The organism is Methylobacterium sp. NPDC097929 (assembly GCF_049543375.1).
Lineage (GTDB): Bacteria > Pseudomonadota > Alphaproteobacteria > Rhizobiales > Beijerinckiaceae > Methylobacterium.
Window position 1 is genome coordinate 197,846 of sequence record NZ_JBMVEP010000008.1, and the last position, 26,703, is coordinate 224,548.

Consider the following 26,703-nt stretch of genomic DNA (forward strand, 5'->3'; position numbering starts at 1 on the left):
CAGTCGATGTCAGCCAGATTTTCTCGCGCATTTCTTACGGCGCGGCGGCTGGTTGTTCCTCCCAAGACCCGGACCGTGCGCTGCCTCGCGGGCTGCGACCATCACGGCGCTGCTTATAGGAAGAAGATTTCTCTTTGTCATCAGGGCGGAGAAGGCTCGCGGCGCTTTTTTGCAAGGCTCGCGGCAAACGGTCTCCGACCCTCGCGCGATGGCATGTCGAAGGAGAGTTTGGCCGGCTTCCTTCCGCCGTAATGCGCGCCGACCCTGTGATCGTGCGGCGCTTGTGTTTTGTGGGCGCTATGTGTTGTGTGCCTCCGCACGCCGGGCCGGTCCTTCTCGCCGCCGGCCGCGCCCGCCGTCTCCCAAGGTCGATCGATGCGTCTCTCCCGCTACTTCCTGCCGATCCTGCGTGAGACGCCCAAGGAAGCGGAGATCGTCTCGCATCGCCTGATGCTGCGCGCCGGCATGATCCGCCAGGAGGCCGCCGGGATCTACGCGTGGCTGCCGCTGGGTCTGCGCGTCCTCAACAAGGTCTGCGACGTGATCCGGGCCGAGCAGGATCGCGCGGGCGCCATCGAGATCCTGATGCCGACGATCCAGGCGGCCGATCTCTGGCGCGAATCCGGCCGCTACGAGGCCTACGGCAAGGAGATGCTCCGCCTGAAGGATCGCCACGAGCGAGAGCTGCTCTACGGTCCGACCGCGGAGGAAGTCGTCACCGAGATTTTTCGCGCGAGCGGGCGGTCCTATAAGGACCTGCCGAAGAACCTCTACCAGATCTCGTGGAAGTTCCGCGACGAGGTGCGCCCGCGCTTCGGCACCATGCGCTCGCGCGAGTTCCTGATGAAGGACGGCTACTCCTTCGACCTCGATCAGGCCGCGGCGCGCCACTCCTACAACAAGGTCTTCGTCTCCTACCTCCGGACCTTCGAGACGCTGGGCCTCAGGGCGATCCCGATGCGCGCCGATACGGGGCCGATCGGCGGCGACCTCAGCCACGAGTTCATCATCCTCGCCAAGACCGGCGAGAGCGAAGTCTTCTGCGACCGCACCTATCTCGACATGCCGGTGCCGCCGCCCTCCGTCGATTTCGACGACGTGGCCGGTCTCCAGGGCGTGGTCGATGCCTGGACCTCGCACTACGCCGCCACCGACGAGATGCACGACGAGGCGGTCTTCGCCGAGGTGCCCGAGGCCTCCCGCCTCTCCGCCCGCGGCATTGAGGTCGGCCACATCTTCTACTTCGGCACCAAGTATTCCACGCCGATGAAGGCGGTCGTCACTGGCCCGGACGGTCAGGAGCGGCCGGTGCATATGGGCTCCTACGGCATCGGCCCGAGCCGGCTCGTGGCGGCGACCATCGAGGCGAGCCACGACGAGGCCGGCATCATCTGGCCGGATGCGATCGCTCCCTTCGACGTGGCGCTCATCAACCTCAAGGTGGGGGATTCGGCCTGCGACGGCGCCTGCGCCGAGATCCAGGCCGCGCTCGAGACCGCCGGCCTGTCGGTCCTCTACGACGATCGCGACGAGCGCCCGGGTGCCAAGTTCGCCACCGCCGACCTGATCGGCCTGCCCTGGCAGGTGATCGTCGGCCCGAAGGGACTCGCCGACGGCAAGATCGAGCTGAAGCGCCGCGCGAGCGGGGAGCGCGAGACCCTCGATCCCGTCGATCTGCCCGCCCGCATCCGGCGCGTCTAGGAACCGGCACCGATGGCGCTCGCGCTGGGCAAGGGAGTTGGCGGGACCATGAGGGGCGTGCTGGCACGGCTGAAGAGCGCCCGCGCCGCCGCCTCGACTCCGCCCTTCGCGGGCTTCGAGTGGATCATCGCCGGGCGCTACCTGCGGGCGCGCCGCCGGGGCGGCGGCGTCTCGGTGGTGGCCCTGTTCTCGGTGCTCGGCATCGCGGTGGGCGTGGCCACCCTCATCATCGTGCTCTCGGTGATGAACGGCTTCCGCTCGGAGTTGCGCTCCAAGATTATCGGGCTCAACGGCCACGTCTTCGCCGCGCCGATCGACCGGCTCTTCACCGACTACGTCGATCTCTCCGACCGGCTGGAAAAGGTCGCGGGGGTGCGCGCCGTGGTGCCGATGGTGCAGGGGCAGGCCTTCGCCTCCTCGCCCTATGGCGGCTCGGGGGTGCTGGTGCGCGGTGTGCGCGAGGCCGACCTTCCGAAGATCCCGGCGGTCTCCGCCGCCATCAAGAGCGGCACGCTGGAGGGCTTCGACGACGGCGAGGGCGTGGCGCTGGGCAAGCGGCTCGCCGATTCCCTCGGGCTCCAGGCGGGCGATCAGGTCACCCTCTCGACGCCGAAGGGGGCGAGCACGCCCTTCGGCACCGCGCCGCGCACCAAGACCTACACCGTCAAAGCGATCTTCGAGATCGGCGTCACCGATTTCGACACCACCATGGCCTTCATGCCGCTCACCGAGGCTCAGGCCTTCTTCAACCGCGACGGCGACGTCAGCGTGATCGAGATCTACATCGACAACGCCGATGCGGTGGGCGAGATGCGCGAGCCCCTGGAGATGGCGGCCGAGCGCCCGGTGCTGCTCACCGACTGGCGCCAGACCAACCGCACCTTCTTCGGCGCTCTGGAGGTGGAGCGGAACGTGATGTTCCTCATTCTCAACCTCATCGTCATCGTGGCGACCCTCAACATCATCTCGGGGCTGATCCTGCTCGTGCGCGACAAGTCCTCGGACATCGCGATCCTGCGCACGATGGGGGCGACGCCGGGCACGATCATGCGGGTCTTCCTCATCAACGGAGCCCTGATCGGCCTCGTAGGCACGGCGATCGGTCTGATCGGCGGCGTGCTGTTCACCCTCAACATCAAGCCGATCCAGCGCACGCTGTTTCCCACCGCCTGGGACCCCACCGTGCGCTTCCTCGCCGAGATCCCGGCCGAGATGAACTCGAGCGAGGTCACGATCATCGTGATCACCTCGGTCCTGCTGTCGCTGGTGGCGACCCTCTATCCCTCGTGGCGCGCCGCCCGGCTCGATCCGGTGCAGGCCCTGCGCTACGGCTGACGGAACGCCCCGATCATGGCTCAGACGAATGCCGGCGCGGCCCAGCCGGTGCCGGCCCTGTTCTTCGCGGGCGTCCAGCGCCGCTACCGGCAGGGCGAGGGCGCGCTCGAGATCCTGCGCGGCACCGATCTCGCGATCTGGCCGGGCGAACTGGTCGCGCTGGTGGCCCCCTCGGGCGCGGGCAAGTCGACCCTGCTCCACATCGCCGGCCTGCTGGAGCGCCCGGACGGGGGCGAGGTCTATATCGGCGGCCAGCCCACCGCGGGCATGTTGGATGCCGAGCGCACCCGCCTGCGGCGCGAGGAGATGGGCTTCGTCTACCAGTTCCACCACCTGCTGCCGGAGTTCTCGGCGCTGGAGAACGTGGTGCTGCCCCAGCTCATCCGCGGGTTGGCCCGCAAGGAGGCGGAGGCGCGCGCGGCCGAACTCCTGAGCTTCCTCGGCCTCAAGGAGCGCCTGCCGCACCGCCCGGCCGAACTCTCGGGCGGCGAGCAGCAGCGCGTCGCCATCGCCCGCGCGGTGGCCAACGGCCCCCGCCTGCTGCTCGCCGACGAGCCCACCGGCAACCTCGACCCGCAGACCTCGGGCCGGGTGTTCAACATCCTGCTCCAGCTCGTGCGCGCCTCGGGCCTCGCGGCGCTCATCGCGACCCACAACATGGATCTCGCCGCCCGCATGGACCGCCGGGTGACGATCCGCGAGGGGATGATCGAGCAGTTGGCCTGACGGCGCGAGCCTCTGGCTCGATCGGCCGCCGTCATCGCGAGCGAATGCGAAGCGATCCAGCGGCGCGATTGATCGAGAGTGAGCGGCGCCCTGGATTGCTTCGGCTCCGCCTCGCAAAGACGGGACGGACCCGTCTCTCATCCGAACCGGTCATGGAATCGTCCGAGCGCTGGCGTGCCCATCTCCCGGCCCTCGTTCGTGGCGCTGGCAACACATCGTTCACCATTCCAACGCTCGACCACGTTCCCAGGCTTTACACAGAACAAAACAGGAACAAAAATCACTCCATCAACACGGAGTGGAAGCCATGACCAAGCGCGTGTTCCTCACCAGCCTCGTCGAGTTCACCGCTTTCGGCCTTCTTTTCGGTGCGGTGGCGCTCTGGGCGGTAGCCTTGGCGCCGATTCACTAAGGGTTCGCGTTCGAGCGCGGTTTGTTCCGGCGCCGGATGCGTTGCTCACAGGAAAGAGCGCTGGGCGGACCCATTCCGCCCGCCACCCCACGCCGGATCGGCTTGGCGGGCGAAGAGCGGTGGATATCGTTCCCGGTGCGGCGCGTCGGTGACAGACTCGCAAGGCCTTGAGCGGCGATCTTGAGGGACTCCGAGCAGGGTCCCATGGCGCGCACACTCAAAGACGTCGGCTTCGTCCACCTCCACGTCCATTCGTCCTACTCGCTGCTGGAAGGCGGCGTGAAGGTCGCCGACCTCGTCAAGGCGGCGGCGGCCGACCGGCAGCCCGCGCTCGCGCTCACCGACACCAACAACCTGTTCGGCGCGCTGGAATTCTCGGAGAAGGCGGCCGGCACCGGCATCCAGCCGATCGCGGGGCTGCAGCTCACGGTCTGTTTCGAGGCGCCCGACCCGATGGCGCGCATGCCGCAGGCCGGCTGCGCCAACATCGTGCTGCTCGCACAGGACGAGACCGGCTACGGCAACCTGCTGCGGCTGGGCAGCCGCGCACATTTCGACGGTCCGCTCGGGGCCGCCCCCAATCTCGCCGTCTCGGCGCTGGAGGGCAACGTCGAGGGGCTGATCGCGCTCACCGGCGGGTTCACGGGCCCGCTCGACACGGCTCTGCGCGCCGGGCGCCACGATCAGGCCGCCAAGCGGCTGGAGGTCCTGAAGACCGCCTTCGGCGCGGACCGCCTCTACGTCGAGATCCAGCGCCACGGCCTTGAGGACGGCCCGGCCGTCGAGCGCGAGTTGCTGCGGCTCGCCGACGGCAACGGTCTCGGCATCGTCGCGACCAACGAGCCGTTCTTCGCCAAACCGGCCGATTACGACGCCCACGATGCCCTGCTCGCCATCGCGGACGGCCGCCTCGTCTCCGACGAGCGCCGCCGCCGGCTGACGCCGCGCCACGCCTTCACCACGCGTGCGGCGATGATGGAGCTGTTCCGCGATCTGCCGGATGCGCTCTCGGCCTCCGTCGAGATCGCCATGCGCTGCGCCGTTCGGGCGCGCACCCGCAAGCCGATCCTGCCGAACTTCGCCAGCGTCGCCGCGAGCGAGGCCCCGCCCATGGCTGAAATCCTGGCCGAGGCCGCGGACGCGCCGGTCCAGGCGGTGGCCGCCGACGAGCCGACCGAACTGCGCCGGCAGGCCGAGGCCGGGCTGGAGCTTCGTCTGAAGCAGCACGGCACCGCTCCGGGGTTCACGGAGGAGGATTACCGCGCGCGGCTCAAGTTCGAGCTCGACGTCATCGTCAAGATGAAGTTCCCGGGCTACTTCCTGATCGTCTCCGACTTCATCAAGTGGGCCAAGGATCACGACATTCCCGTGGGGCCGGGCCGCGGCTCGGGCGCGGGCTCGCTGGTGGCGTGGTCGCTCCTCATCACCGATCTCGACCCGCTCCGCTTCGGCCTGCTGTTCGAGCGCTTCCTGAACCCCGAACGCGTCTCGATGCCGGACTTCGACATCGACTTCTGCGTCGAGGGCCGCGAGCGGGTGATCCGCTACGTGCAGCAGCGCTACGGCGAGCGGCAGGTCGGGCAGATCATCACCTTCGGCACCCTGCTCGCCCGCGGCGTGCTGCGCGACGTCGGCCGCGTGCTGGAGATGCCCTACGGGCAGGTCGACAAGCTGACCAAGCTCGTGCCGCAGAACCCGGCCAACCCCGTGACGCTGGTCCAGGCGATCGAGGGCGAGCCCAAGCTGCAGCAGGCGATCGAGGAGGAGCCGATCGTCGCCCGGCTCATGGAGATCTCGAAGAAGCTGGAGGGCCTGCACCGCCACGCCTCGACCCACGCCGCCGGCGTGGTGATCGGCGACCGGCCCCTCGAAGAGCTGGTGCCGCTCTACCGAGACCCGAAGACCGGCATGCGGGTGACCCAGTTCAACATGAAGTGGGTCGAGCAGGCCGGCCTCGTGAAGTTCGATTTCTTGGGGCTCAAGACCCTCACCATGCTGCGGTGCTGCACCGACCTGCTGAAGCAGCGCGGCATCGATGTGGATTTGGCTCAAATCCCCCTGGACGACAAAAAAACCTACGAGCCGATGGGGCGCGGCGAGACGGTGGCGGTGTTCCAGGTGGAATCCGCCGGCATGCGCAAGGCGCTGTGCGAGATGCAGGCCGACCGCCTGGAGGACATCATCGCGCTGGTGGCGCTCTACCGCCCGGGCCCGATGGCCAACATCCCGGTCTATTGCGAGCGCAAGCTCGGGCGCGACGCCGGCAACGAGGCGAGCTGGTACTCGCACCCGATGCTGGAGCCGATCCTGAAGGAGACCTTCGGGATCATCGTCTACCAAGAGCAGGTGATGGAGGTCGCCAAGGTTCTCGCCGGCTACACGCTGGGCGAGGCCGACATGCTCCGCCGCGCCATGGGCAAGAAGATCAAGGCGGAGATGGACGCCCAGCGCGACCGCTTCGTGAAGGGCTGCATCGAGCGCGGGCTGACCAAGGCCAAGGCCGACGAGATCTTCGACCTCTTGGCCAAGTTCGCCGATTACGGCTTCAACAAGTCCCACGCGGCGGCCTACGCGCTGGTGACCTACCAGACGGCCTATCTGAAGGCGAATTATCCGGTCGAGTTCCTGGCCGCGGCCATGACGCTCGACATCGACAACACCGACAAGCTCGCCGAATTCCGCCAGGACGCGCAGCGCCTGAAGATCACGGTCGAGCCGCCCTCGGTGAACACCTCCGGCGTCGTCTTCGACGTGCGGGACGGGCGCATCCTCTACGCGCTCGCCGCGATCAAGGGGGTGGGCCGCGCGGCGGTGGAATCGATCGTCGCCGCGCGCGGCGACAAGCCGTTCAAGGACCTTGCCTGCTTCGCCCGGCGCCTCAACCCGCGCCACGTCAACAAGCGTACGCTGGAGAACCTGATCGCGGCCGGCGCGCTGGACTGCATCGAGCCGGACCGGGCCCGCGCCTGGGCGGCGGTCGAGCCGATGATGAAGATGGCGCAGGGCGCGGCCGAGGCCGAGACCTCGGGCATCACCGACATGTTCGGCGGCGTCGCCTCGGCGGATGTGAGCCTGCGCATCCCGGCGCACGAGTTCTGGACCCACACCGACAAGCTCAAGCGCGAATGCGACGCCGTCGGCTTCTTCCTCTCGGGCCACCCGCTCGACGAGTACGGGCCGATCCTCGAAAAGCTGCGGGTCCAGTCCTGGGCCGATTTCTGCCGGGCGGTGCGGGCGGGCACGGCCAGCGTCGGGCGGATCGCGGCCTCGGTGCTCGATCGCTCGGAGCGGCGCACCAAGAGCGGCAACAAGCTCGGCATCGTCATCCTCTCCGATCAGACCGGCCACTTCGAGGCGATCATCTTCTCGGAGGGGCTGAACCAGTACCGCGACATCCTCGAACCCGGCCGCCCGCTGGTGCTGACGATCCAGGCCAATCTGGAGGGCGAGGACGTGCGCGCCCGCATCACCACGGCCGAGCCCCTCGATCAGGCCGCCGCCCGTCACCAGAAGGGCATGCGCATCTTCCTGCGCGACGACCGGGCCATCAGTTCGGTGCAGCAGCGCCTGACCCTGCGCGGCGAGGGCGAGGTCTCGCTGATCCTGATCCTCGACGGCGGCGAGCGGGAGGTCGAGGTGCGCCTGAAGGACCGCTATCAGGCCACGCCGCAGGTCGCGGGCGCGCTGCGGGCGGTGCCCGGCGTGGTGCAGGTGGAGGTGGCTTGAGGCGGGCGCCGCCGCGGCGCGCCCTTGCAACCATAACGAGCCGGTAACCAAACCTGTCACGGCCGCAGGATATTGGCGGGGCATCACCTTTCGTGCCTCACCGCCGCCACAGCTCGGTGATTCAGCCAAGGTAAGGTTCCCGGTGCTCGGGAGGATCGGCTCGACTCCGGCTCGTCGGAGGTCGCCTCGCTCCACGGCACGGCCGAGGCCCTTCGACGAATGCTGCGGCCCGGACGGCGCCGCCTGATGGAGTGTGGGATGACCGGATACGGTTTGAGGCAAGGGCTGAGAGCGACCGCCGTCGCCGCCCTGATCGGGCTCGCCGGCACGGCGCAGGCCGCGCAATGCGGCAACAGCGCCGCCGGCTTCGAGGCCTGGAAGGACGAGTTCGCCGCCGAGGCCAGGGGCCGGGCGAGCCCAGCGGCGCTGGCCGCGCTCGCCAACACCTCCTACTCCACCGCGACGATCTCGGCGGACCGGGGCCAGAAGAGCTTCAAGCTCTCGCTCGACCAGTTCCTGGCCAAGCGCGGCGGCAACACCATCGTCTCGCGCGGGCGCGCCCTCAAAGCGCAGAACGCGGCGCTCTTCGCCTCGATCGAGCAGCGCTACGGCGTGCCGCCGGGCCCGCTTCTGGCGATCTGGGGCATGGAAACCGGCTTCGGTGCCGTGAAGGGCAACGTCAACACCCTCTCCGCGGTGGCGACGCTGGCCTACGATTGCCGCCGCTCGGCCTTCTTCACCGATCAGCTCTACGCGGCGCTCAAGCTCGTCGACAGTGGCGTGCTGACTTCCGCGACCCGCGGCGCGGCGCATGGCGAGGTCGGCCACACGCAGTTCCTGCCCAAGAACGTCCTGACCTACGGCGTCGGCGGTAGCCTCGACAGCGCGCCGGTGGCGCTGAACTCCACCGCCAATTTCCTGAAGGGCCACGGCTGGCAGCGGGGCGCGGGCTACCAGCCCGGCGAGCCGAACTTCGCCGCGATCCAGGGCTGGAACGCGGCGGGCGTCTACCAGCGCGCCATCGCGCTCCTCGGCGCGCGGATCGACGGACAGTAAGTCTTCCGTCACTGCGAGCAGAGCGAAGCCGTCCAGGGCGCTGTCCTTTCCGGAGAGGTCGCGCCCTGGATCACGTCGGCTCCGCCCCGTGATGACGGGCGGAGTCTACGGGCGGGCGGCGTACTCCTCCCGCAGGCGCTCGGCCACGAGCGCCTGGAGCGACCACAGGTGCCGGTCGTGGATGCCGAGCGCGGCGCAAGCCTCGACGGTGCGGAACAGGTATTCCGCACTCGGGCCCAGATGGCCGCAGGCCGTCGCGATCCGTTCCGCGATCTCCGCATCCGAGAGGCGGCCGGCGTAGCGGTCGCTCGCCCGGTTCACCATGAAGGTCAGCGCCGTGACCGGTCCGGCCTCCGTCTCGACCCGGACCCAGCGCCCCTCGTAGCCCTTGCCCTTCATCTCCCGGCGCCAGACCGGCATCAGGGTCGCGTGCGGGTCGCCATCGTCCAGGCGGAAGGCGACGCCCCGGCAGATCCCGCCCCGGTCGAGCCCCAGCACGAAGCCCGGATTCTCCGGCGTTCCGCGAAAGCGCCGCTGCAGCAGGCAGAAGCGACGGTGCCAGCCCCGCAGCGTGCCGAGCCGCTGCTCGGTGAAGGCGAATTCCGGGCTCCACAGCAGCGAGCCGTAGGCGAACACCCAGAGCCCGCCTTCGGGCGAGGCGCGCCGTGCCAGCATGGCTTCGAGTTCGGGCGACAGATCCTCGTCGGAGAGCAGCGTCAGCGCATTCGCGTCGTCGGGGACGGCGTCGGGATGGGCTTGGGCGATCAGGTCGAGGGAGAGGGACAGGGGACGCGGGGCCATCGGACCCGAACGGACCACTTTCGAGGGGGGCGGCGCAACCCCCGTCAGGCCCCCGGCGAATCCAGCTCCGCGAACGGCTCGCTGCGGTGCCCCTCGCAGACGTCCTCCTCGTCGCGCAGGATCGTGAGCGCGCCCGCTTCCTCGCGCAGCACGAGCTTCGGCCGCTCCGGCTTGTCGAAAGTGCGGCCCCTCATGCGGGTCGAGACGCAGTAGAGCCGGCGGCCGCCATCCTCGAAGGGGCCGGCGATGCGGCTGCGCTCGAACCGCACGGGGAGCAGCGAGACCGAGCCGAACTCGACTTGGCCGCGGGCGAGCACCGCGATCCGCTCGCGGACCGTGCCGGTCGAGGCCGTCGGGGCAGGCGGTGCCGCGGTCGCGGTGCAGCCACCGGCCGCGAGGGCCATCGCCAGCATCACTCCACCGCGCCGCCCGACCATCGCCGAATCTCCTGAGTGGCAGAAGCTTAGCGCTTTCGATCAGGGCGGGAAACGGTCCCGTCCTCGCAACCCGATTTCGGTGCGCCGAGCAGTCCCGTTTTCGCCTCGGAATGACTATCTGTCTCCCATGCAATGGATCGACGAAGGCCTCGTGATCGGCCTGCGCAAGCACGGCGAGACCGGGGTCGTGCTCGAACTGATGACGCCGGATCACGGGCGTCACCTCGGGCTCGTCCATGGCGGGCGCTCGCGGCGGATGCAGCCGATGCTGCAGCCCGGCAATACCCTTCGCGCCACCTGGCGGGCGCGGCTCGACGGGGCGCTCGGCTCCTACGCAGTCGAGCCCCTGAACCTCGTCGCCGCGCGGCTGATGGGGTCGGGGCTGGCGCTCTACGGCGTCGCCCATCTCTGCTCGCTGCTGCGGCTGCTGCCCGAGCGCGATCCGCACCCGGCGCTCTACGAGGCGGCGCAGGTTCTGATCGAGCATCTCGACGAGCCGGAGATCGCCCCGGCGCTGATGGTGCGCTTCGAACTGGCCTTGCTGGCCGGGCTCGGCTTCGGCCTCGACCTGTCCCACTGCGCCGCCACGGGGGCCAACGACGCCCTGGTCTACGTCTCGCCCAAGAGCGGCCGGGCCGTCAGCGCCTCGGCGGGCGAGCCCTATCGCGACCGCCTGCTGGCGCTGCCGCCCTTCCTGCGCGACCGCGACCAACCCGGCAGCGGCTGGCAGACGCCCGACGCCCATGCCGTTCGGGAGGGGTTTACCTTGACGGGGTATTTCCTCGATCAGCACGTCTGGCGCCCGCGGGCGCAGGACGTGCCGGAGGAGCGCGCACGATTCGTCGCACTCGGCGCTGGCCAGAGTTGATGGTGTTCGTGTTATGTTCCCGTTTCGAGACATGATGTGGAGTGAGTGATGGGCCAGCCCGTCCTGCCGCCGCCGAGCGACGGCATCGAGAGCGTCGAGCTGAAGACGGCGCTGGAGGAGCGCTACTACGCCTACGCGCTCTCCACGATCATGCAGCGCGCGCTGCCCGACGCCCGCGACGGCCTCAAGCCCGTGCACCGGCGCATCCTCTACGGCATGCGGCTGCTCCGGCTCGACCCGACCTCCGCCTTCAAGAAGTGCGCGAAGATCGTCGGCGACGTGATGGGCGACTTCCACCCCCACGGCGACCAAGCGATCTACGACGCGCTGGTGCGCCTCTCCCAGGACTTCGCGCAGCGCTACCCACTGGTCGACGGCCAGGGCAATTTCGGCAACATCGACGGCGACGGCCCCGCCGCCTACCGCTACACCGAGGCGCGGCTCACCGAGGTCGCCCGGCTCCTGCTCGACGGGATCGACGAGGACACGGTCGATTTCCGCGCCTCCTACAACGGCGAGAAGGAGGAGCCGATCGTCCTGCCGGCGGCCTTCCCGAACCTGCTCGCCAACGGCAGCCAGGGCATCGCGGTCGGCATGGCGACCTCGATCCCGCCGCACAACGCGGCCGAACTCTGCGACGCGGCGCTCTACCTGATCCAGAACCGCGAGGCGACCTCCGAGCAGCTCTGCACCTTCGTGCAGGGGCCGGACTTCCCCACTGGCGGCATCCTGATCGACAGCCCGGAGACCATCCGCGAGGCCTACCGCACCGGCCGCGGCGGTTTCCGCGTGCGGGCGCGCTGGGCCAAGGAGGATCTCGGGCGCGGCACCTGGAACATCGTCGTCACCGAGATCCCCTACGGCGTGCCGAAGGCCCGGCTCATCGAGAAGCTCGCGGATCTGCTCCAAGAGAAGAAGCTGCCGCTGCTCGCCGACGTGCGCGACGAGTCGGCCGAGGACGTGCGGGTCGTGCTGGAGCCGCGCTCGCGCTCGGTCGATCCGGTCATGCTGATGGAATCGCTGTTCCGGCTCTCCGAGCTGGAGGCGCGGGTGCCTTTGAACCTCAACGTCCTCGTCGGCGGCGTCGTGCCGCGCGTCATCGGACTGGCCGAGTGCCTGCGGGAATGGGTCGATCACCGCCGCGTCGTGCTCCAGCGTCGCTCGCGCTACCGCCTCGGCCAGATCGAGCGCCGCCTCGAGATCCTGGGCGGCCTGCTCATCGTCTATCTCGACCTCGACGAGGTGATCCGCATCATCCGCGAGGAGGACGAGCCGAAGGCCAGCCTCATGGCCCGGTTCGAACTCACCGAGGTCCAGGCCAACGCCATCCTCGACACCCGCCTGCGCTCCCTGCGCAAGCTGGAGGAGATGGAGCTGAAGCGCGAGTTCGACGCGCTGACCCTGGAAAAGGCCGGGATCGAGGAATTGCTGGCGTCCGAGAAGCTGCAATGGACCGACATCACCCGGCAGATCCGCGCGGTGAAGAAGACCTTCGGGCCCGAGACCAAGCTGGGCAAGCGCCGCACCACCCTGGAGAATCCGCCCGACACCGCCGGCATCGACTTCACCGCCGCCATGGTCGAGCGCGAGCCGATCACCGTGATCCTGTCGGAGAAGGGCTGGGTGCGCGCCCTCAAGGGTCACGTCACCGATCTGTCAGGCGTCGCCTTCAAGGGCGACGACACCCTCAAGGTCTCGTTTCTCAGCGAAACGACGGCCAAGATCCTGCTGCTCGCCTCGAACGGCAAGGTCTTCACATTGGAAGCCTCGAAGCTGCCCGGCGGGCGCGGCTTCGGTGATCCGGTGCGGCTGATGGTGGATCTCGACGACGGCACCGAGATCGTCGCAGCTCTGCCCTACAAGCCGGAGAGCCGGCTGCTGATCGCCGGCTCGGACGGGCGCGGCTTCATCGCGCCCTCCGACGCGCTGGTCGCCAACACCCGCAAGGGCAAGGCGATCCTCGGTCTCGACGAGGGAGCGAGCGCGGTGCTGCTGGTCCCGGCCGAGGGCGACCACATCGCCGTCTGCTCGTCGGACAAGCTGATGCTGGTCTTCCCGGCCTCCGAGGTGACGGAACTCGGCCGCGGCAAGGGCGTGCGCCTGCAGCGCTGCCGCCAGAGCCGGCTCACGGACGCCTGCGTCTTCACCCTGGCCGAGGGGCTGCCCTGGCGCGACGGCGCCGGTCAGCGGCTCGCTCAAAGCGCGATGCTGGAGAAGTGGATGGGCCACCGGTCCGATGCCGGGACGCTGATGACCCGCAGCTTCCCGAAGTTCGAGCGGTTCGGGAAGTAGTTTTTGGGGAGTCGGCGGTGTCCTCTGGGAGGCCGCCCATCGGTCTTATCGAACGACGAACCGCCTCATGACGCGCTCTCCGTCATTGCGAGGCGGAGCCGAAGCAATCCAGCGCTCCGCACCATCTGGAGAGGTCGCGCTACTGGATCGCTTCGCATCCACTCGCGATGACGGCGTATCGCCGAACCTGCATCGATCAGTCGGAAGTCGTAGGATGCCTATCGCCGCCGGAACTGCTGGCCGCCGCGCTGGGGCGGACGCGGACCGGTCGGGCCACGCTCGTCCTTGTGGCGGAACACCAGACGGCCCTTCTCCAGGTCGTAGGGGGACATCTCGACGGTGACGCGGTCGCCGGCCAGGGTCTTGATGCGGTTCTTCTTCATCTTGCCGGCAGTGTAGGCCACGATCTCGTGACCCTGATCGAGCTGCACGCGGTAGCGCGCGTCCGGCAGGATCTCGACGACCAAGCCGTCGAACTGCATCAATTCCTCTTTCGCCATGCACTTGTCTCCGGCCGGGCCGCCTGCACGGGGCGCACCGGCAACATTGGAAAAATGGTCTGTCGTGCGGAACGCGCGGCGCTGCGGGTCCGATCCGCTCAGAAGGCGTCAGCGATGCCGGGCGTCGGGTGCCATTCGCGAAACTCCCGGATCAGGGAGTCCTCCCTCGGGCCGGAAGACGGCTCGGCGGGCGTTTCGCGAAGGGCACCAGTCCTGCGACTTAAGCGTCGGGGGCGCTTCGTGCAAGAATATCCGCCGCCGCACGGTGAGTTAACGTGGATTGAAGGGGCCGCGCGGGGCGATCTTCGCCCTCAAGGCGAGATTTCGTTGCCGGCAAAGTCGAGGCGGCCGTCGGGAAGCTTGCGCCACGCATAGACGGCGAAGGGCGGCCTCGTGAGATCGCCGCGGGCATCGAAGGCGATCTCGCCGAGCAGCGTGCGCAGGGGCGCACCGCCGTGCAGGAAGGCGGCGACCCGGGCGGGCTCGGCCGAGCGGGCGCCCTCGATGCCTCGGCGGATCACCTCCACCGCCGCGTGGGCGCCGGCGGCGAACATCTCGACCTCCGGGCTGCGCGGCGCCTTCGCAGAGCCCCGCGGCTCGGGCAGGCGGGGCGGCGCGGGCGCCAGCGTCATCAGCGTGCCCTCCGCCCCCGGTCCCGCGGCTTGCGCAAAATCCTTGTCGAGCAGGCCGTCGCTGCCGATCACCGTCGCGGTGAGCCCCGCCTCGCGCATCGCCCGGATCAGCCCGGCGGCCGGGGCGGAGAGGCCGCCGAAATAGATCGCCTCGATCCCGAGCGCCCGCAGCTTGGCGACCAGCGCGGCGGTCTCGCGGTCGTCGCGGGAGACGCCCTCGAACAGGCGCTCCTGCCCGCCGCGCGCCCTCAACGCGCGGGCGGCCTCGTCGGCCAGGGCGCGGCCGAAACTGGTCTTGTCGTGGACGATAGCGGTCGATTTGGCGGCGAACCGCTCGGCCAGCAGGGCGCCGCCTAGCGCGCCCTGCTGCGCGTCGCTGCCGGAGAGGCGGAAGAGCAGGCCGGCCCCGCGGCGGGTCAGCGGCGCCCAGGTCGCGCCGGGGGTGAGCGAGACGATGCCGGCTTCCTCGTAGACGGGGCTCGCCGCGGCGGCCGCGCCGGAGGTGAGATGGCCGACGACGAAGCGCACGCCGCTCTCCGCGAAGCGACGGGCGGTCGCCGCGGCCTGCTTGGGGTCGGCCGCATCGTCCTGCACCACGAGCAGGAGCCTGCGGCCCAGGACGCCGCCGGTGCGGTTGATCTCCGCCACCGCCTGCTCGGCGCCGAGCCGCGCCCCCTGGCCGAAGCCGGCATCCGGCCCGCTGAGCGGGGCGGCGAGCCCGATCTTCAGGGGCTCGGCGGCGCCGGCCGGGCCGGCGAGGCCGGAGAGCGCCAGAGCGATGAGGGCCGGCCACGCGCTCCGCTTCGTCACACGTCACTCTCCGGACCCCGTCGATGCGACGGCCTCGACTTGATACGCCCACACGCCTCCCGTGCAAGCGCCTCCGTTCGCCGCATTGCGGAACGGGGCGGCGCGCCTACCTCTCCCGTGACGGGACGGTCGGGGGCGGCGGAACCGGATTTATCAGGACCCGAAGCCATGCTCTCCACCGAGGACGACATCCTGCGTGCCGCCGAGGGCTGGCGGCGCGAGGGGCGCGCCGTCGCGCTCGCCACCGTGATCGAGACCTGGGGCTCGGCCCCGCGCCCGGTCGGCAGCCATCTCGTCATCGACGGGGACAGCCGCTTCCTCGGCTCGGTCTCCGGCGGCTGCGTCGAGGGCGAGGTCATCACCGAGGCCCTCGACGTGATCGCGGACGGCCGCCCCCGCACCCTGGAATTTGGCGTCGCCGACGAGACCGCGTGGCGGGCCGGGCTCTCCTGCGGCGGGCGCATCCGGGTCTTCGTCGAGCGCATCGACTGATTTCGTCGTCCTCAACCCCGCGATCCCCTTCCGCGCGCGGATCTCCGCCGCGACCAGAGCGTCCGATCCCATGCGCCTCGAGACCCTGACGGCCCTCAACGCGGAGCGCGCGGCGCGGCGCGCCGCCCTGATCGTCACCGACCCGGAGGACGGCGGCCAGCGCCTCGTGCGCGCCGCCGAGATCGACGCCGACCCGCTCGCCGATATCTTGCGCGAGCGGCTGCGCAGCGGTCGCAGCGGCCTCGGCGAGGGGCCGGACGGACGGCCCGTCTTCGTGGCCGTCCACGTGCCCCCGGTCCGTTTCGTGGTGGTGGGGGCCGTCCACATCTCCCAGGCGCTGGTCCCCCTCGCGGCGCAGCTCGGCCTCGACCTGACCGTGATCGATCCCCGCACCGCCTTCGCGAGTCCGGAGCGCTTTCCGAACGTGCGCCTGATCGCCGAGTGGCCGGACAAGGCCCTGGAGGTCGTCGGGCCGCTCGACGCCTATACGGCGCTGGCCGCGCTCACCCACGATCCCAAGATCGACGATCCCGCCCTGATCGCGGCCCTGCGGGCGGACTGCGCCTATATCGGCGCGCTCGGCTCGCGGAAGACCCATGCGCGGCGCGTCGAGCGGCTCAGGGAGGCAGGGTTCGACGCGGCGGCGATCGGCCGGATCCACGCCCCGATCGGGCTCGATATCGGCGCCGTCTCTCCCGCCGAGATCGCCCTGGCGATCCTGGCGCAGGTCGTTTCGACCTTGCGCAAGGGCTCGGACAAACCCCGCGACGCCGCGCCGGCCGGGGCCTGAACCGATGCGCTTCGGACCCGTCGCGACGCGCGACAGCGCGGGGCTCATCGCCGCCCACACGGTGCGGGCGGAGGGCGCGAGCCTGAAGAAGGGCCGGCCGATCCCGCCGGAGGAAGCCCTGCGACTCGCCGAATCCGGCATCGCCGAGATCCTGGCCGTGCGCCTCGATCCGGGCGATGTCGGCGAGGACGAGGCGGCCGCCCGCCTCGCCCGCCATCTCGCCGGGGCCGGCCTGCGGCCGGAGCGCCCCTTCACCGGGCGCTGCAACCTCGTCGCCGAGGCGGCCGGCGTGTTCGTGGCCGAGACCGACCGGATCGATGCCGTCAACGCAGTGGACGAGGCGATCACCGTGGCGACGCTGCCGGCCTTCCGGCCGGTGGCGGCGGGCGAGATGGTCGCCACGATCAAGATCATCCCCTACGCCGTGGCGAGCGCGCCCCTGGAACGGGCGCTCGCCAGTGCGGCCGAGCCGCCGATGCGGCTCGCGCCCTACCGCCTGGCCCGGATCGGCGTGGTCTCGACGCTGCTGCCCGGCCTCAAATCCGCGACCGTCGCCAAGACCCTGCGGGTGCTGGCCGAAAGGCTGGCGCCGACAGGCGCGCGGATCGTCACCGAGACCCGCGTCCGGCACGAGGCCGGCGCGGTCGCCGCCGCCATCGCGGGCGCGGCGGCGGAGGGGGCGGAGCTGGTCGTGGTGTTCGGCGCCTCGGCCATCGCCGACCGGCGGGACGTGATCCCGGCCGGGCTGGAGGCGGCGGGCGGCCGGGTCGAGCAGTTCGGCATGCCGGTCGATCCCGGCAACCTGCTGCTGCTCGGCGCGCTCGGCGCCGTGCCGGTGATCGGGGCGCCGGGCTGCGCCCGCTCGCCCAAGGAGAACGGCTTCGATTTCGTGCTGCATCGCCTGCTCGCGGGTCTGCCGGTGACCCGGGCCGACATCGTGCGCCTCGGCGTCGGCGGCCTGCTCACCGAGATCCCGCTGCGCGGTCAGCTCCGCTCGGGCGGTGACGGTGACTGAGCCCTCCGTCGGCGCCGTGATCCTGGCCGCCGGCCTCGGCTCCCGCTTCCGCACGGCGCCGAAGATGCTCGCGCCCTATGACGGCACGCCGATGGTGCGGCGCGCGGCCGAGGCGGCACTCGCCTCCCGCGCCGGGCCCGTCGTCGCGGTGCTCGGCGCGCAGGCCGAAGGCGTGCGGGCGGCGCTCGCCGGGCTCGCTCTCGCCTTCGTCGAGAATCCCGATCCGGCCGCCGGCCTCTCGACCTCCCTGCGCGCGGGGCTCGCCGCCCTGCCGCCGGGGACGGAGGCGGCCGTGGTGGTGCTCGGCGACATGCCGCGCATCGGCCCGGCCCATCTCGACGCGCTGATCGCGGCCTACGCCGGAGCCGTGCCGCGCCCGTCCGCGGTGGTTCCGGTGAGCGGCGGGCGGCGCGGCAATCCGGTGCTGCTCGACCTGCGCCGCCTCGCCGAGGCGCTCGCCGGCCTCACGGGGGATCGCGGGGCCGGGCCGATCCTGAAGGGCCGCGGCGACGTGTTGGAAGTGGCGGCCGACCCGGCGGTGCTGTTCGATGTCGACACGCCCGAGGCGCTCGAAGGCTGACGGTCAGCTCTTCCGCGCGGCGCGCTTCGCCTCTGTCCGGCAGCGGTCGGAGCAGTAGCGCACCTCCTCCCAGACCCGCTCCCACTTCTTGCGCCACGCGAAGGGGCGGCCGCATTGCGCGCAGATCTTCTGGGGGAGGTCGCCCTTGCGGCGCATCGGCGGCACCGGCTCTAACGCCCGATCTGTCCCGCCTCGCTGAGCGGCACCGGGCTCCAGCGGGTGATCTGCACGTAGCCGTCGCGGGCGGCGATCACGGCGTGGCGGCGGTGGCGGTGCACCACCGTGCCGGGGGCATGGCGGTGCGCCTCAGTCCAGCCGTCGGCGGCGGCGACGTAGACCCGGGCGTCGCCGAGCCGGGCGATGGTCTCGATGGTGCCGAAGGCGCGCACCCGGCGCAGGATCTCGGCGACGTCCTTCCGGAAGTCGAGGCTGCGGTCGGCGTCGTTCACCCGCGGCCAGTAGGAGCCGTCGCCCTGCGGCTCCGGCCGGCGCCAGCGCTCGGCGAGCTCCTTGCCGATCGGTCCGAGGGCGAGGCGGCGGGCCGCCATCTGGCACTTGGCGAGCAGCGTCTCGTGCGTCTCGTGGCCGCCGAGAGCGAAGATGTCCTGGGCGAGGATGTCGCCGGTGTCGAAGCCCTGCTCGGCCAGCACGTGGGCGGTGACCCCCCAGCTCTCGTAGCCGTCGAGGATCGCCTTGAAGAGCGGGTAGGGCCCCCGCCCGGTGGGCAGCGGCGAGGGATGGATGTTGAGCGCGTAGCGCACCCGCCCGTGCCAGCCCCGCACCAGCCAGGGATAGCCCGAGACGACGAGGACGAGGTCGCGCCCGTGCTCCTTCGCCAGTCCCTCGATGTCGTCGGGCCGCAGCCGGGAGAGCTGGATCGGGATGCGGTGGCGCCGCGCCTGGGCCACCACGATGTCGTTGTGGTCGTAGATACCGTCGCAGGGGCGCGTGAACAGCTTCACCGGCGTCCAGCCGGCCTCGACCAGCCCGTCGAACACGCCGCCGAGGAAGTCGATGCCGGCGAAGGCGAATTTCATGGGTGGCGGTCCCGTTGCGTGGTCCTGCGACGTTCGGCGCGGCCGGCCGAGGCGGTCGCCGACTCCCTGCGGGCCGGCCGCGCCTTAGCTAGTCGATTTCGCGCGCCGGTGGAATCGGTCGCGGCGGACGGGAGGGGGTTGATGGAACGGGTCGTGATCTACGGCGGGACCGGGGGCATCGGCCTCGCCACGGCGCGGGCGCTGCGTGCCCGGGGCACGGCCCTCCATCTCGTCGGCCGCGATGCGGCGCGCCTGGAGAGGGCGGCGGCCGAACTCGGCGAGACCGGCTTCACCGTGGGCGACGTGACCGATCCGGATCTGTTCCCGCGGGTGGCGGAGGCGGCCGGCCCCCGCCTCGGCGGCCTCGTCTACGCGGTCGGCACGATCCAGCTCGCGCCCCTGGCCAAGCTCGATCCGGCGCGCATCGAGGCCGATTTCCGCATCAACGCGCTGGGCGCCTTCCTGGCCATCCAGGCCGCCGCGCCCGCGCTCAAGGCCGGGGCAGGGCGGGGCGGCGCGGGCGTGGTGCTGTTCTCCACCGTCGCCGCCGCGCAGGGCTTCTCGCACCACGCCTCCGTCGCCATGGCCAAGGGGGCGGTCGAGGGGCTCGCCCTCTCGCTCGCGGCGGAACTCGCGCCGACGATCCGGGTGAACGTCGTCGCCCCCTCGCTGACCCGCACGCCACTCGCCGAGGCCATCACCCGCAACGAGACCCTGGCCGCCGGCATCGCCGGGATGCACGCGCTTCAGCGCCTCGGCGAGCCGGAGGATGCCGCCGCGCTCGCCGCCTTCCTCGCTGGTCCCGAGGCGGGCTACATCACCGGGCAGGTGATCGGCGTCGATGGCGGCCGCTCCTCGCTCCGCACGAAGGGCTGAGCGAGCCTCACAGCGTCCGCCAGACCGCGAGGGAGAGGTAGGGGCTGAGCCGATCGCCCGGGCTCTCGCTCTGGCAGCCGGCGGAGAGCCGGAAGCGGGTCTCGCCGAGGGCGAAATCGGTGGCGTGGAGGCCGAGGCTCCATTTCCGGTAGTCGGTGCGGTCGCCGTAGAAGGCGACCTCCGGCCCGAGATAGGCCCCGAAGAGGGCAAGGCCCCAGGACAGGCGGGTATAGGCGTCGCCGCGCGCCGTGCCGAGGATGGCGGTCGCGGTCACCAGCGTCTCCGCGGTCGGCCGCGCCCAGACCTCGCCGTGGAGCCGCAGGCCCGCCTGCAGGGGCAGCGCCTGCATCCCGCCGGCGCCCGACAAAGATTCCCAGGAAGCCTCCGGGCCGGCGAAGACGCTCACCGCGCCCCAGTCCTGGATGAATTGGTAGCCGCCGAGCGCGGCGCCGAGGAGGGTCAGGCGCACCAGCGTCGGCGCGGCGCTCTCGAGCCGGACGCCGCTGCCGAACGTCACGAGAGCGACGGGGCCATCGCGGTCGAACCGGTCGAAGGCGAGTTTCGCCCCGCTCGACGAGAAGGTCGAGGCTCCGGCTTCCAGGCTGCCGAACAGGACGGTGCGCAGCGCGCTCTCCTCCGCGCGCACCGGGTGACAGGCGACCAGAACGCAGACGGCGAGGGGAAGAGCCCGCGGATGTGCGTGACGGCACACGGGCCGCCGGGAGATCCTCCGGCGGTACGGAATGCTTCGCAGGAGGGCAGAGATGAACATCCGGCGTCGCAGGCCTATCGGTCCGACAACTTATGGATGTCACAGGTTGCAACTGAAAGTAAGAGAAACTTTACTCTATTCAGTTGTAAAGGATTAGTATTGACCTGAGGTAAATTGATTGATGCTTACGGCAACTTGAAGGCGGGGTTGCCCAGGGCTGTGTGGCGCCATCCGGTCCCGACGGCGCTTGGCGGATGCCGCGCGTTGGGCTAGAGCCCGCTCACCGAAAATCCAACGGCCGAGCCGGTTTGTCCTCCGCTGCGCGCACTTCCGACGTTCTCACCATGCTCGCGAGCCAGGAGAGCGAACGGCTGACCGTCGGCGACATCATCGCCGTGCTGCGCGACCGTGCCTTCGCACTGCTCGTGGTGCTGCTCGGCCTGCCCAACTGCCTGCCGATGCCGCCGCCGATCCCGCTGGTCTGCGGGCTCGTGCTGCTCGTCATCGCCATCCAGATCGTCGCCGGCATGACCGCGCCCTGGCTGCCGCGGCGGCTGCTCGATCAATCCATCGCCCGCGAGACGGTGGCGAAGGCGGTGACGCGGGCCGTGCCGCTGCTGCGGCGCCTCGAGCGCTGGTCGCGCCCGCGCCTGAGCGTGTTCGACGGTGCGCTCGGCATGCGCGGCATGGGGGTGCTGATTCTCGCCCTGGCGCTGGCGCTGATCGTGGCGCCGCCCTTCTTCGGGCAGATCCCGCTCGGGCTCGCGGTCTCGCTGATCGGCCTCGGGCTGGTGGAGCGCGACGGCTTCGTGGTGCTGATCGGCCTCGTGATCGGCGGGATCGGCGTCGGTATCTCGATCGGCTTCGTCTACACGCTGTTCGCCAGCATCATGAGCGCCTTCGAGTGGCTCTCGCAGGCGATCCCCGGTCTCGGGCTGTAGCGCCCGCACGGGCGGCCGACGGCCGCTGCCTGCTTACGCTTTCCAGTCGATCCCTTCGGGCTCTTCCCGTCATGGCGCGGCGGGAGGTGAGCCATCCGGCGCTCGGTCCTTTCTGAAACGGTCGCGCCTCTGGATCGCTTCGGCTTCGCTTCGCGATGACGAGTTCCGTCAGAGGGAGGTGTCACGCGCGCGGGAAAAAGGACCGTCCGTGCCGAGGGACCGGCCTACGCCTCCAGGTGGCGCCGCCGGACGAGGCGGTGGATCAGGCCGCCGCGGGGGCCGACGAGCATTGAGACGAGGTAGAGCGCGCCCGCCGACAGCACGATCGCCGGCCCCGTCGGGAGCCGGATGCCGGCGTGGTAGGAGACGAGCAGCCCCGTCACGCTGGCGATGATCGAGACGAGCATCGCCACCGGGATCAGCCCCGACAGATCCTCCGCCCAGAACCGGGCCGTGATGGCCGGCAGCAGCATGAGGCCGACCGCCAGCAGCGTGCCCAGCGCCTGGAAGCCGCCCACGAGGTTGACGACCACCAGCGCCAGGAAGGCCGAGTGCACGGGGCCGCCCGCGCGGCTCACCGTGCGCAGGAACAGCGGATCGACGCACTCGATCACCAGCGGCCGGTAGAGCAGCGCCAGCGCCACCAGCGTCAGGCTCGCGATGCCGCCGAGCAGGGTCAGCGCGTCGTCGTCGAGCGCCAGCACGGTGCCGAACAGGATGTGCAGGAGATCGACCTGCGAGCCCCGCAGCGACACGAGGAAGACGCCGCCGGCCAGCGAGATCAGGTAGAAGGCGGCCAAGCTCGCATCCTCCTTGAGCACGGTGGAGCGGGTGACGAGCCCGGCGGCCAGCGCCACCGCGAGCCCGGCCACGAGCCCGCCCAGCGTCATCGCCGGCAGGGACAGGCCGGCGACGAGGAAGCCCGCGGCGGCACCGGGCAGGATGGCGTGGCTCATCGCCTCGCTCATCAGGCTCATCCGGCGCAGCATCAGGAAGACCCCGAGCGGCGGGGCCGACAGCGACAGGGCGAGGCAGCCGGCGAGCGCCCGGCGCATGAAGCCGAACTCGACGAAGGGCCCGATCAGGACATCGGTGAGGTCGGCGAGCGTCACGAGGCCGCCCTCCGCTGCAGAGGGGCCGGACCGTGGTGGTGCCCGTGGTCGTGCCCGTGATGATCGTGGGCGGCGTGATCGTACCCGTCTTCGTCCGCGGCCTGCGTCCCGTGCGGCGCCTCGTGGCGGCAGATCGCGGCGGCCTCGTCCCAGGCCTCGGACAGGCGCAGCGCCCGCGCCAGAACCGGCGGCGTCAGCACCTCGGCGGTCGGACCCCAGGCGATGGGGCGGCGGGCCAGCACCAGGGTGAGCGGGAAATGCGCGCGCACCTGGCCGAGATCGTGGAGCGCCGCCACCACGGTACGGCCCTCGCCGTGCCAGCCGCGGATCAGGGCGAGGAGGTCGGCGGTCGTGCGCTCGTCGATGCCGGTGAAGGGCTCGTCGAGCAGGATCACGGCCGAATCCTGCAGGATCAGCCGGGCGAACAGGGCCCGCTGGAACTGGCCGCCGGAGAGGGTGCCGATCGGCCGGTCCTCGAAACCGGTGAGGCCGACCGCCGCCAGCGCGTCGAGCAGGCGTCCGCGCTGGCGGGCGAGGCTGCGCCACGCGCCGAGGGGCCGCCACAGTCCCATCGACACGAGGTCGAGGACGCTCAGGGGAAAACTGCGATCGATCTCGGCCGCCTGCGGGAGGTAGGCGATGGCGCCCGTCCGCGGGCCCGCCTCGATCGTCCCGTCGAGCGCCCGGATCTCGCCGACGATGCCCTTCAGCAGCGTCGACTTGCCGGCCCCGTTCGGCCCCACCACCGCGAGCAGGTCGCCGGGCGCGATGGTGCCGTCGAGATGGTGGACCGCCGGGTGCCGGTCGTAGCCGAGCGTCAGGCCCCGGAACCGGATGCCGCTCACGCGCGCGCCCATAGGATCACCGCCCAGAGCAAGGCCGACAGGAGGAGGGCGGCCGCGAGGCGCGGGCCGGCTCCGCTGCGGAACAGGGAGCGGCGCGGGAGGCGGACGGTCCCGCCGGCACGGGTCATGGGATCTCCTGAGACCGCCGGGGATGGACCGGCGCTGTCGCGGGACGCTGGACATCGTTGCCCGATCGCGGCCGGATGCCTATCTTGGTGGGGCTGATACACTGTAACACGGACCGAGTTCAATCGGCCCGTTCAGGCGGCCGGTACCGGGGAGGTCGGGATGCGCGGAGACGCGCAGCAGGAGCATGGCGAGGGGGCCGGGCACGCTCATGGGCACGACGACCCTCACGGCCATGGCCATGGGGCCTGCGGGCACGCGTCGTCCGCCGAGAGCGTGACGGACCGGGCGGAGCGCCTGTGCCAGGACCGGGGCCTGCAGTTCACGCGGCTGCGGCGCGACGTGCTCGCGGCCGTGGCGGCGGAGAGCCGGCCGCTTGGCGCCTACGACATCGCCGAGCGGATGAGCGCGCCCGGCCGCCGGGTCGCGGCGGTCTCGGTCTACCGGGCGCTCGACTTCCTGACCGAGCAGGGGCTCGTCCACCGCATCTCCAGCCGCAACGCTTTCATCTCCTGCGGGCACGAGCACGGGGAGGGGGCGGGCCTCGTCTTCCTGATCTGCCGCACCTGCGGCGGCATCGACGAGATGACCGCCCCGGCCGTGGAGAGCGCCCTCGACCAGACCCTGGCGGGGGCGGGATTCACGCCGACGAGCCGCATCCTCGAGGTCGAGGGGGAGTGCGGGGCCTGCCGCGGGCAAGGGGATGCGCCCGAGGTTTAAGCCCGGCGCGCCGTCAGAACGCGTTGCGGTAGGCCTTCGGCGAGACGACCGTGCGGAAGATGATCGTCATGTCGAGCCAGAGCGACCAATTGTCGATGTAGTGCAGGTCGGCCTGGACCCGGGCCTCCATGGCTGCGTCCGTCAGCGTCTCGCCGCGGAAGCCGTTGACCTGCGCCCAGCCGGTGATGCCGGGCTTCACGTTGTGGCGGCGGGCGTAGAGGGCGATGCGCCGCTCGAAGCTGCGGTCGTGGGCGAGCGCGTGCGGGCGCGGCCCGACCAGGGACATGTCGCCCCGGATCACGTTGAGAAGCTGGGGCAGTTCGTCGAGGTTGGTCCGGCGCAGCAGCGCGCCGACCCGGGTGATGCGGTCGTCGTTGCGCGAGGCCTGCCGGAAGGGCGCGTCGGGCGTGACCCGCATGCTGCGGAACTTGAAGACGCCGAAGGCCTCTTGGTTGAAGCCGTAGCGCCGCTGCCGGAAGAAGACCGGGCCGGGGCTGTCGAGCCTGATCAGCACGGCGAGCGCGACGAAGAGCGGTGCGAGCAGCAGGAGACCGATTCCGGCCAGCGTCACGTCGAAGGCGCGCTTGAGCAGGATCTCGCCCATGGAGAGCGGCCGGCGGCCGATATTGATGCCCGACAGCCGCCCGACCCGGGCAACCTGAAGGTCGGGAAAGCGGTCCATCATCGTGCCCGGACGCAGGTGCAGGGCGGCCGGCACCCGCAGGAAGGCATCGATGCAGCGCTCGATGTCGGCGGTCTCCGTCCACGGCACCAGCACGAACACGTCGTCGGGGCGCAGGAAGCGCACCACCGAGACGGCGAGATCGAGATCCTCCGCCAGGAGGGCCTCCGCGCTCGGGGCGCCGGCCTCGGCATCGAAGCGGCGCAGGTAGCTCGTGCCGACGATCCGAAGCCCGAGGGCCTCGACATCGTTGTTGGCGTAGAAATTGGCGACGTCCTCCTCGTAGCCGACGAGGTGGACCCGGCTCACCGAGGCCGAGGCGGAGGTGGAGCCGCGGCGCACGAGCGCCAGCATCAGTGCCCGGCCGAGGATCGTGATGGGCAGACCCGCGAAGAAGAAGGCGACCGTCGCCACGCGGGAGGCGTCCTGGGTGGTCTTGGTCGCGAAGCCGACCAGCAGGGCGATCGTCCAGGCCATCAGCCAGAGGGTCGCCCGGCGCCGCAGGTGGGGGGTGGCCGAGAGGCAGGTCTCGATGCTGTACTCGCCCCGCGCCAGATTGGTCAGGATGACGATCAGCGCCAGGAGCCCGGCGGTCTGCAGGTTCATGCTCTGCGACGGCGGCAGGAGCCCGCCATCCGTGCTGTAGGCGTAGTAGGCGGCCTCGACCGCGAAGCCGACCGCGAGGATCGTCACGAGGTCGGCCAGAAGCAACGTGGTCGAGATCCCGATGCGCAGGGCCATGCGCCGCCGTCGCGGCAGAAGCGAAGCCCAGACCGCACGACGTGCCCGGTCGGCGGACAGGTGCTGGTACTTCTGAGGGGGGCGCTCGTGAAACATGTGTCCCGCGCTGTGCTGCCCTGGGGCGGTGTCCGTCCCGGAACGGGACATTTTGAGTCCCTGTTTCCGGTTTTGCCTGTTCCTGCGCAAACACCGCACCGGCCCCGCTCGGCGGCGGTCCGACGTGTCCGGGAGAGTTAAGAGGACGGCACGCCGGTCCCCTCGCAGGGCCGGCCCCGCCGTGACGGCACGAGGCCGGAGCCCGGATTCACGACGGAATCAAATCGATTCTGCGTGATCTGGCCGGGAAACCGTCCGCGGATTTTGGAAAGGTCGCGAGGGACATGTGGTTCCGCCCTCCACCCCCTCGCTGGAGCGCGCGGTGGGAGCGGAAGTCGGCGACAGTCGGGCTCGGAGAGCGGGGGCGCGACCGCGCGGCGCTCGATCGCGTCCGGAAGCGGTGTCGCATGCGCCCCGATGGGCTTGGTGCCTTTTGCCCGACCTTCGACGGCATCGAATGAGTCGACGAGCCGGACGCCCTCCCGCCGGGCCCTGAATTCCATGGCTGGCGTCCTGGCGCGGTCGCGGTGAGGACACATGCCTCGTCCCGCCTCCAGGCGGGACGACGTGGCCGGATGCTCCGCCGACCCATTCGCGCGAGGCCGCGCCGGGCCGTCGCGATCGCCCTCGGTCGGCGCGACC

25 protein-coding genes are annotated in these 26,703 nt (G+C 70.8%); 14 read left to right on the forward strand and 11 right to left on the reverse strand.

Annotation, left to right across the window (positions count from 1 at the left end):
- Window positions 1–375: 375 nt before the first annotated feature.
- The 5 genes from proS to ACPCJR_RS18725 all read left to right on the forward strand — a co-directional run bounded on the left by proS (window position 376) and on the right by ACPCJR_RS18725 (window position 8,956).
- Window positions 376–1,701: a proline--tRNA ligase gene (gene proS, locus ACPCJR_RS18705; RefSeq protein WP_391513173.1), complete on the forward strand. Its 1,326-nt coding sequence runs from the start codon at window positions 376–378 to the stop codon at window positions 1,699–1,701.
- Window positions 1,702–1,713: 12 nt separating this feature from the next.
- Window positions 1,714–3,036: a lipoprotein-releasing ABC transporter permease subunit gene (locus tag ACPCJR_RS18710; RefSeq protein ID WP_110351734.1), complete on the forward strand. Its 1,323-nt coding sequence runs from the start codon at window positions 1,714–1,716 to the stop codon at window positions 3,034–3,036.
- Window positions 3,037–3,051: 15 nt separating this feature from the next.
- Complete coding sequence (locus ACPCJR_RS18715) at window positions 3,052–3,762, forward strand: ABC transporter ATP-binding protein (protein ID WP_391513171.1); 711 nt, start codon at window positions 3,052–3,054, stop codon at window positions 3,760–3,762.
- A gap of 616 nt (window positions 3,763–4,378) precedes the next feature.
- Window positions 4,379–7,900: a DNA polymerase III subunit alpha gene (gene dnaE / locus ACPCJR_RS18720; RefSeq protein WP_391513169.1), complete on the forward strand. Its 3,522-nt coding sequence runs from the start codon at window positions 4,379–4,381 to the stop codon at window positions 7,898–7,900.
- A gap of 258 nt (window positions 7,901–8,158) precedes the next feature.
- Window positions 8,159–8,956, forward strand: coding sequence for a lytic transglycosylase domain-containing protein (locus ACPCJR_RS18725; protein WP_331288376.1), 798 nt, complete (start codon window positions 8,159–8,161; stop codon window positions 8,954–8,956).
- Window positions 8,957–9,061: 105 nt separating this feature from the next.
- On the opposite strand, the gene ACPCJR_RS18730 is transcribed toward ACPCJR_RS18725, so the two are convergent.
- Both ACPCJR_RS18730 and ACPCJR_RS18735 read right to left on the reverse strand, forming a co-directional pair.
- Window positions 9,062–9,757 carry a gamma-glutamylcyclotransferase gene (locus ACPCJR_RS18730; protein WP_391513167.1) on the reverse strand — a complete coding sequence of 232 codons (696 nt, stop codon included), beginning with the start codon at window positions 9,755–9,757 and terminating at the stop codon, window positions 9,062–9,064.
- Between the two features lie 44 nt (window positions 9,758–9,801).
- Complete coding sequence (locus tag ACPCJR_RS18735; protein ID WP_391513165.1) at window positions 9,802–10,194, reverse strand: hypothetical protein; 393 nt, start codon at window positions 10,192–10,194, stop codon at window positions 9,802–9,804.
- A 127-nt stretch (window positions 10,195–10,321) separates the two neighbouring features.
- Here ACPCJR_RS18735 and recO point away from each other — a divergent pair, with 127 nt between their 5' ends.
- Both recO and parC read left to right on the forward strand, forming a co-directional pair.
- Window positions 10,322–11,062 (forward strand): DNA repair protein RecO, encoded by a 741-nt coding sequence (gene recO, locus ACPCJR_RS18740; RefSeq protein ID WP_110351728.1) that lies wholly within the window; start codon window positions 10,322–10,324, stop codon window positions 11,060–11,062.
- Between the two features lie 48 nt (window positions 11,063–11,110).
- Window positions 11,111–13,354, forward strand: coding sequence for a DNA topoisomerase IV subunit A (parC, locus tag ACPCJR_RS18745; RefSeq protein ID WP_391513163.1), 2,244 nt, complete (start codon window positions 11,111–11,113; stop codon window positions 13,352–13,354).
- Window positions 13,355–13,572: 218 nt separating this feature from the next.
- Here parC and infA read toward each other — a convergent pair whose 3' ends face one another.
- Both infA and ACPCJR_RS18755 read right to left on the reverse strand, forming a co-directional pair.
- Window positions 13,573–13,854, reverse strand: coding sequence for a translation initiation factor IF-1 (infA, locus tag ACPCJR_RS18750; RefSeq protein WP_056239380.1), 282 nt, complete (start codon window positions 13,852–13,854; stop codon window positions 13,573–13,575).
- A 311-nt stretch (window positions 13,855–14,165) separates the two neighbouring features.
- Window positions 14,166–15,296 carry a branched-chain amino acid ABC transporter substrate-binding protein gene (locus ACPCJR_RS18755; protein WP_391513161.1) on the reverse strand — a complete coding sequence of 377 codons (1,131 nt, stop codon included), beginning with the start codon at window positions 15,294–15,296 and terminating at the stop codon, window positions 14,166–14,168.
- 168 nt (window positions 15,297–15,464) lie between these two features.
- Here ACPCJR_RS18755 and ACPCJR_RS18760 point away from each other — a divergent pair, with 168 nt between their 5' ends.
- The 4 genes from ACPCJR_RS18760 to ACPCJR_RS18775 all read left to right on the forward strand — a co-directional run bounded on the left by ACPCJR_RS18760 (window position 15,465) and on the right by ACPCJR_RS18775 (window position 18,173).
- Entirely contained in the window at window positions 15,465–15,788 is a 324-nt protein-coding gene (locus ACPCJR_RS18760) for an XdhC family protein (protein WP_110351725.1), read from the forward strand.
- A 70-nt stretch (window positions 15,789–15,858) separates the two neighbouring features.
- The gene (locus tag ACPCJR_RS18765) at window positions 15,859–16,578 is read left to right on the forward strand and encodes an XdhC family protein (RefSeq protein ID WP_391513159.1); all 720 of its coding nucleotides are present in this window, start codon (window positions 15,859–15,861) and stop codon (window positions 16,576–16,578) included.
- A gap of 4 nt (window positions 16,579–16,582) precedes the next feature.
- Window positions 16,583–17,593, forward strand: coding sequence for a molybdopterin-binding protein (locus ACPCJR_RS18770; protein ID WP_391513157.1), 1,011 nt, complete (start codon window positions 16,583–16,585; stop codon window positions 17,591–17,593).
- Window positions 17,580–18,173: a nucleotidyltransferase family protein gene (locus tag ACPCJR_RS18775; protein ID WP_391513155.1), complete on the forward strand. Its 594-nt coding sequence runs from the start codon at window positions 17,580–17,582 to the stop codon at window positions 18,171–18,173. The genes ACPCJR_RS18770 and ACPCJR_RS18775 overlap by 14 nt, the downstream gene beginning before the upstream one ends.
- Window positions 18,174–18,176: 3 nt before the next feature.
- Here the strand turns inward: ACPCJR_RS18775 and ACPCJR_RS18780 are convergent, their stop codons facing one another.
- Together ACPCJR_RS18780 and ACPCJR_RS18785 are read right to left on the reverse strand one after the other, a co-directional pair.
- A complete protein-coding gene (locus ACPCJR_RS18780) occupies window positions 18,177–18,338 on the reverse strand; it encodes a DUF2256 domain-containing protein (protein WP_181425488.1) in 162 nt (53 codons plus the stop codon).
- 5 nt (window positions 18,339–18,343) lie between these two features.
- Complete coding sequence (locus ACPCJR_RS18785) at window positions 18,344–19,210, reverse strand: methionyl-tRNA formyltransferase (RefSeq protein ID WP_391513153.1); 867 nt, start codon at window positions 19,208–19,210, stop codon at window positions 18,344–18,346.
- Between the two features lie 141 nt (window positions 19,211–19,351).
- On the opposite strand from ACPCJR_RS18785, the gene ACPCJR_RS18790 reads away from it, so the two are divergent.
- Window positions 19,352–20,086 (forward strand): SDR family NAD(P)-dependent oxidoreductase, encoded by a 735-nt coding sequence (locus ACPCJR_RS18790; RefSeq protein WP_391513151.1) that lies wholly within the window; start codon window positions 19,352–19,354, stop codon window positions 20,084–20,086.
- A gap of 7 nt (window positions 20,087–20,093) precedes the next feature.
- Here the strand turns inward: ACPCJR_RS18790 and bcsS are convergent, their stop codons facing one another.
- On the reverse strand, window positions 20,094–20,798 hold the full coding sequence (gene bcsS, locus ACPCJR_RS18795) for a cellulose biosynthesis protein BcsS (protein ID WP_391513149.1): 705 nt from the start codon (window positions 20,796–20,798) through the stop codon (window positions 20,094–20,096).
- A 308-nt stretch (window positions 20,799–21,106) separates the two neighbouring features.
- On the opposite strand from bcsS, the gene ACPCJR_RS18800 reads away from it, so the two are divergent.
- Entirely contained in the window at window positions 21,107–21,739 is a 633-nt protein-coding gene (locus tag ACPCJR_RS18800) for an exopolysaccharide biosynthesis protein (protein WP_391513147.1), read from the forward strand.
- A gap of 224 nt (window positions 21,740–21,963) precedes the next feature.
- Here ACPCJR_RS18800 and ACPCJR_RS18805 read toward each other — a convergent pair whose 3' ends face one another.
- The 3 genes from ACPCJR_RS18805 to ACPCJR_RS18815 are packed head-to-tail and all read right to left on the reverse strand — an operon-like array spanning window position 21,964 to window position 23,824.
- A complete protein-coding gene (locus ACPCJR_RS18805) occupies window positions 21,964–22,851 on the reverse strand; it encodes a metal ABC transporter permease (protein WP_391513145.1) in 888 nt (295 codons plus the stop codon).
- Window positions 22,848–23,708, reverse strand: a complete 861-nt coding sequence (locus tag ACPCJR_RS18810) for a metal ABC transporter ATP-binding protein (RefSeq protein WP_391513143.1) — start codon at window positions 23,706–23,708, stop codon at window positions 22,848–22,850. Before ACPCJR_RS18810 ends, ACPCJR_RS18805 begins: the two co-directional genes overlap by 4 nt.
- Complete coding sequence (locus tag ACPCJR_RS18815) at window positions 23,693–23,824, reverse strand: hypothetical protein (RefSeq protein WP_280952903.1); 132 nt, start codon at window positions 23,822–23,824, stop codon at window positions 23,693–23,695. Before ACPCJR_RS18815 ends, ACPCJR_RS18810 begins: the two co-directional genes overlap by 16 nt.
- A 160-nt stretch (window positions 23,825–23,984) precedes the next feature.
- Between ACPCJR_RS18815 and ACPCJR_RS18820 the strand changes: the two genes are divergently transcribed.
- Entirely contained in the window at window positions 23,985–24,542 is a 558-nt protein-coding gene (locus ACPCJR_RS18820) for a Fur family transcriptional regulator (RefSeq protein WP_391513140.1), read from the forward strand.
- A gap of 13 nt (window positions 24,543–24,555) precedes the next feature.
- Here the strand turns inward: ACPCJR_RS18820 and ACPCJR_RS18825 are convergent, their stop codons facing one another.
- On the reverse strand, window positions 24,556–26,061 hold the full coding sequence (locus ACPCJR_RS18825; protein WP_391513138.1) for a sugar transferase: 1,506 nt from the start codon (window positions 26,059–26,061) through the stop codon (window positions 24,556–24,558).
- Between the last annotated feature and the right edge of the window lie 642 nt (window positions 26,062–26,703).

Excerpts from the sequence above, each read along its gene's own strand:
- ACPCJR_RS18825 (WP_391513138.1), bottom strand. The coding sequence starts at position 26,061 with ATGTTTCACGAGCGCCCCCCTCAGAAGTACCAGCACCTGTCCGCCGAC.
- ACPCJR_RS18715 (WP_391513171.1), top strand. The coding sequence starts at position 3,052 with ATGGCTCAGACGAATGCCGGCGCGGCCCAGCCGGTGCCGGCCCTGTTC.
- ACPCJR_RS18730 (WP_391513167.1), bottom strand. The coding sequence starts at position 9,757 with ATGGCCCCGCGTCCCCTGTCCCTCTCCCTCGACCTGATCGCCCAAGCC.
- dnaE (WP_391513169.1), top strand. The coding sequence starts at position 4,379 with ATGGCGCGCACACTCAAAGACGTCGGCTTCGTCCACCTCCACGTCCAT.
- ACPCJR_RS18785 (WP_391513153.1), bottom strand. The coding sequence starts at position 19,210 with ATGAAATTCGCCTTCGCCGGCATCGACTTCCTCGGCGGCGTGTTCGAC.
- ACPCJR_RS18810 (WP_391513143.1), bottom strand. The coding sequence starts at position 23,708 with ATGGGCGCGCGCGTGAGCGGCATCCGGTTCCGGGGCCTGACGCTCGGC.
- ACPCJR_RS18760 (WP_110351725.1), top strand. The coding sequence starts at position 15,465 with ATGCTCTCCACCGAGGACGACATCCTGCGTGCCGCCGAGGGCTGGCGG.
- ACPCJR_RS18765 (WP_391513159.1), top strand. The coding sequence starts at position 15,859 with ATGCGCCTCGAGACCCTGACGGCCCTCAACGCGGAGCGCGCGGCGCGG.
- parC (WP_391513163.1), top strand. The coding sequence starts at position 11,111 with ATGGGCCAGCCCGTCCTGCCGCCGCCGAGCGACGGCATCGAGAGCGTC.
- recO (WP_110351728.1), top strand. The coding sequence starts at position 10,322 with ATGCAATGGATCGACGAAGGCCTCGTGATCGGCCTGCGCAAGCACGGC.
- ACPCJR_RS18710 (WP_110351734.1), top strand. The coding sequence starts at position 1,714 with ATGGCGCTCGCGCTGGGCAAGGGAGTTGGCGGGACCATGAGGGGCGTG.
- ACPCJR_RS18725 (WP_331288376.1), top strand. The coding sequence starts at position 8,159 with ATGACCGGATACGGTTTGAGGCAAGGGCTGAGAGCGACCGCCGTCGCC.
- proS (WP_391513173.1), top strand. The coding sequence starts at position 376 with ATGCGTCTCTCCCGCTACTTCCTGCCGATCCTGCGTGAGACGCCCAAG.
- ACPCJR_RS18820 (WP_391513140.1), top strand. The coding sequence starts at position 23,985 with ATGCGCGGAGACGCGCAGCAGGAGCATGGCGAGGGGGCCGGGCACGCT.
- ACPCJR_RS18790 (WP_391513151.1), top strand. The coding sequence starts at position 19,352 with ATGGAACGGGTCGTGATCTACGGCGGGACCGGGGGCATCGGCCTCGCC.
- ACPCJR_RS18815 (WP_280952903.1), bottom strand. The coding sequence starts at position 23,824 with ATGACCCGTGCCGGCGGGACCGTCCGCCTCCCGCGCCGCTCCCTGTTC.
- ACPCJR_RS18770 (WP_391513157.1), top strand. The coding sequence starts at position 16,583 with ATGCGCTTCGGACCCGTCGCGACGCGCGACAGCGCGGGGCTCATCGCC.
- infA (WP_056239380.1), bottom strand. The coding sequence starts at position 13,854 with ATGGCGAAAGAGGAATTGATGCAGTTCGACGGCTTGGTCGTCGAGATC.
- ACPCJR_RS18735 (WP_391513165.1), bottom strand. The coding sequence starts at position 10,194 with ATGGTCGGGCGGCGCGGTGGAGTGATGCTGGCGATGGCCCTCGCGGCC.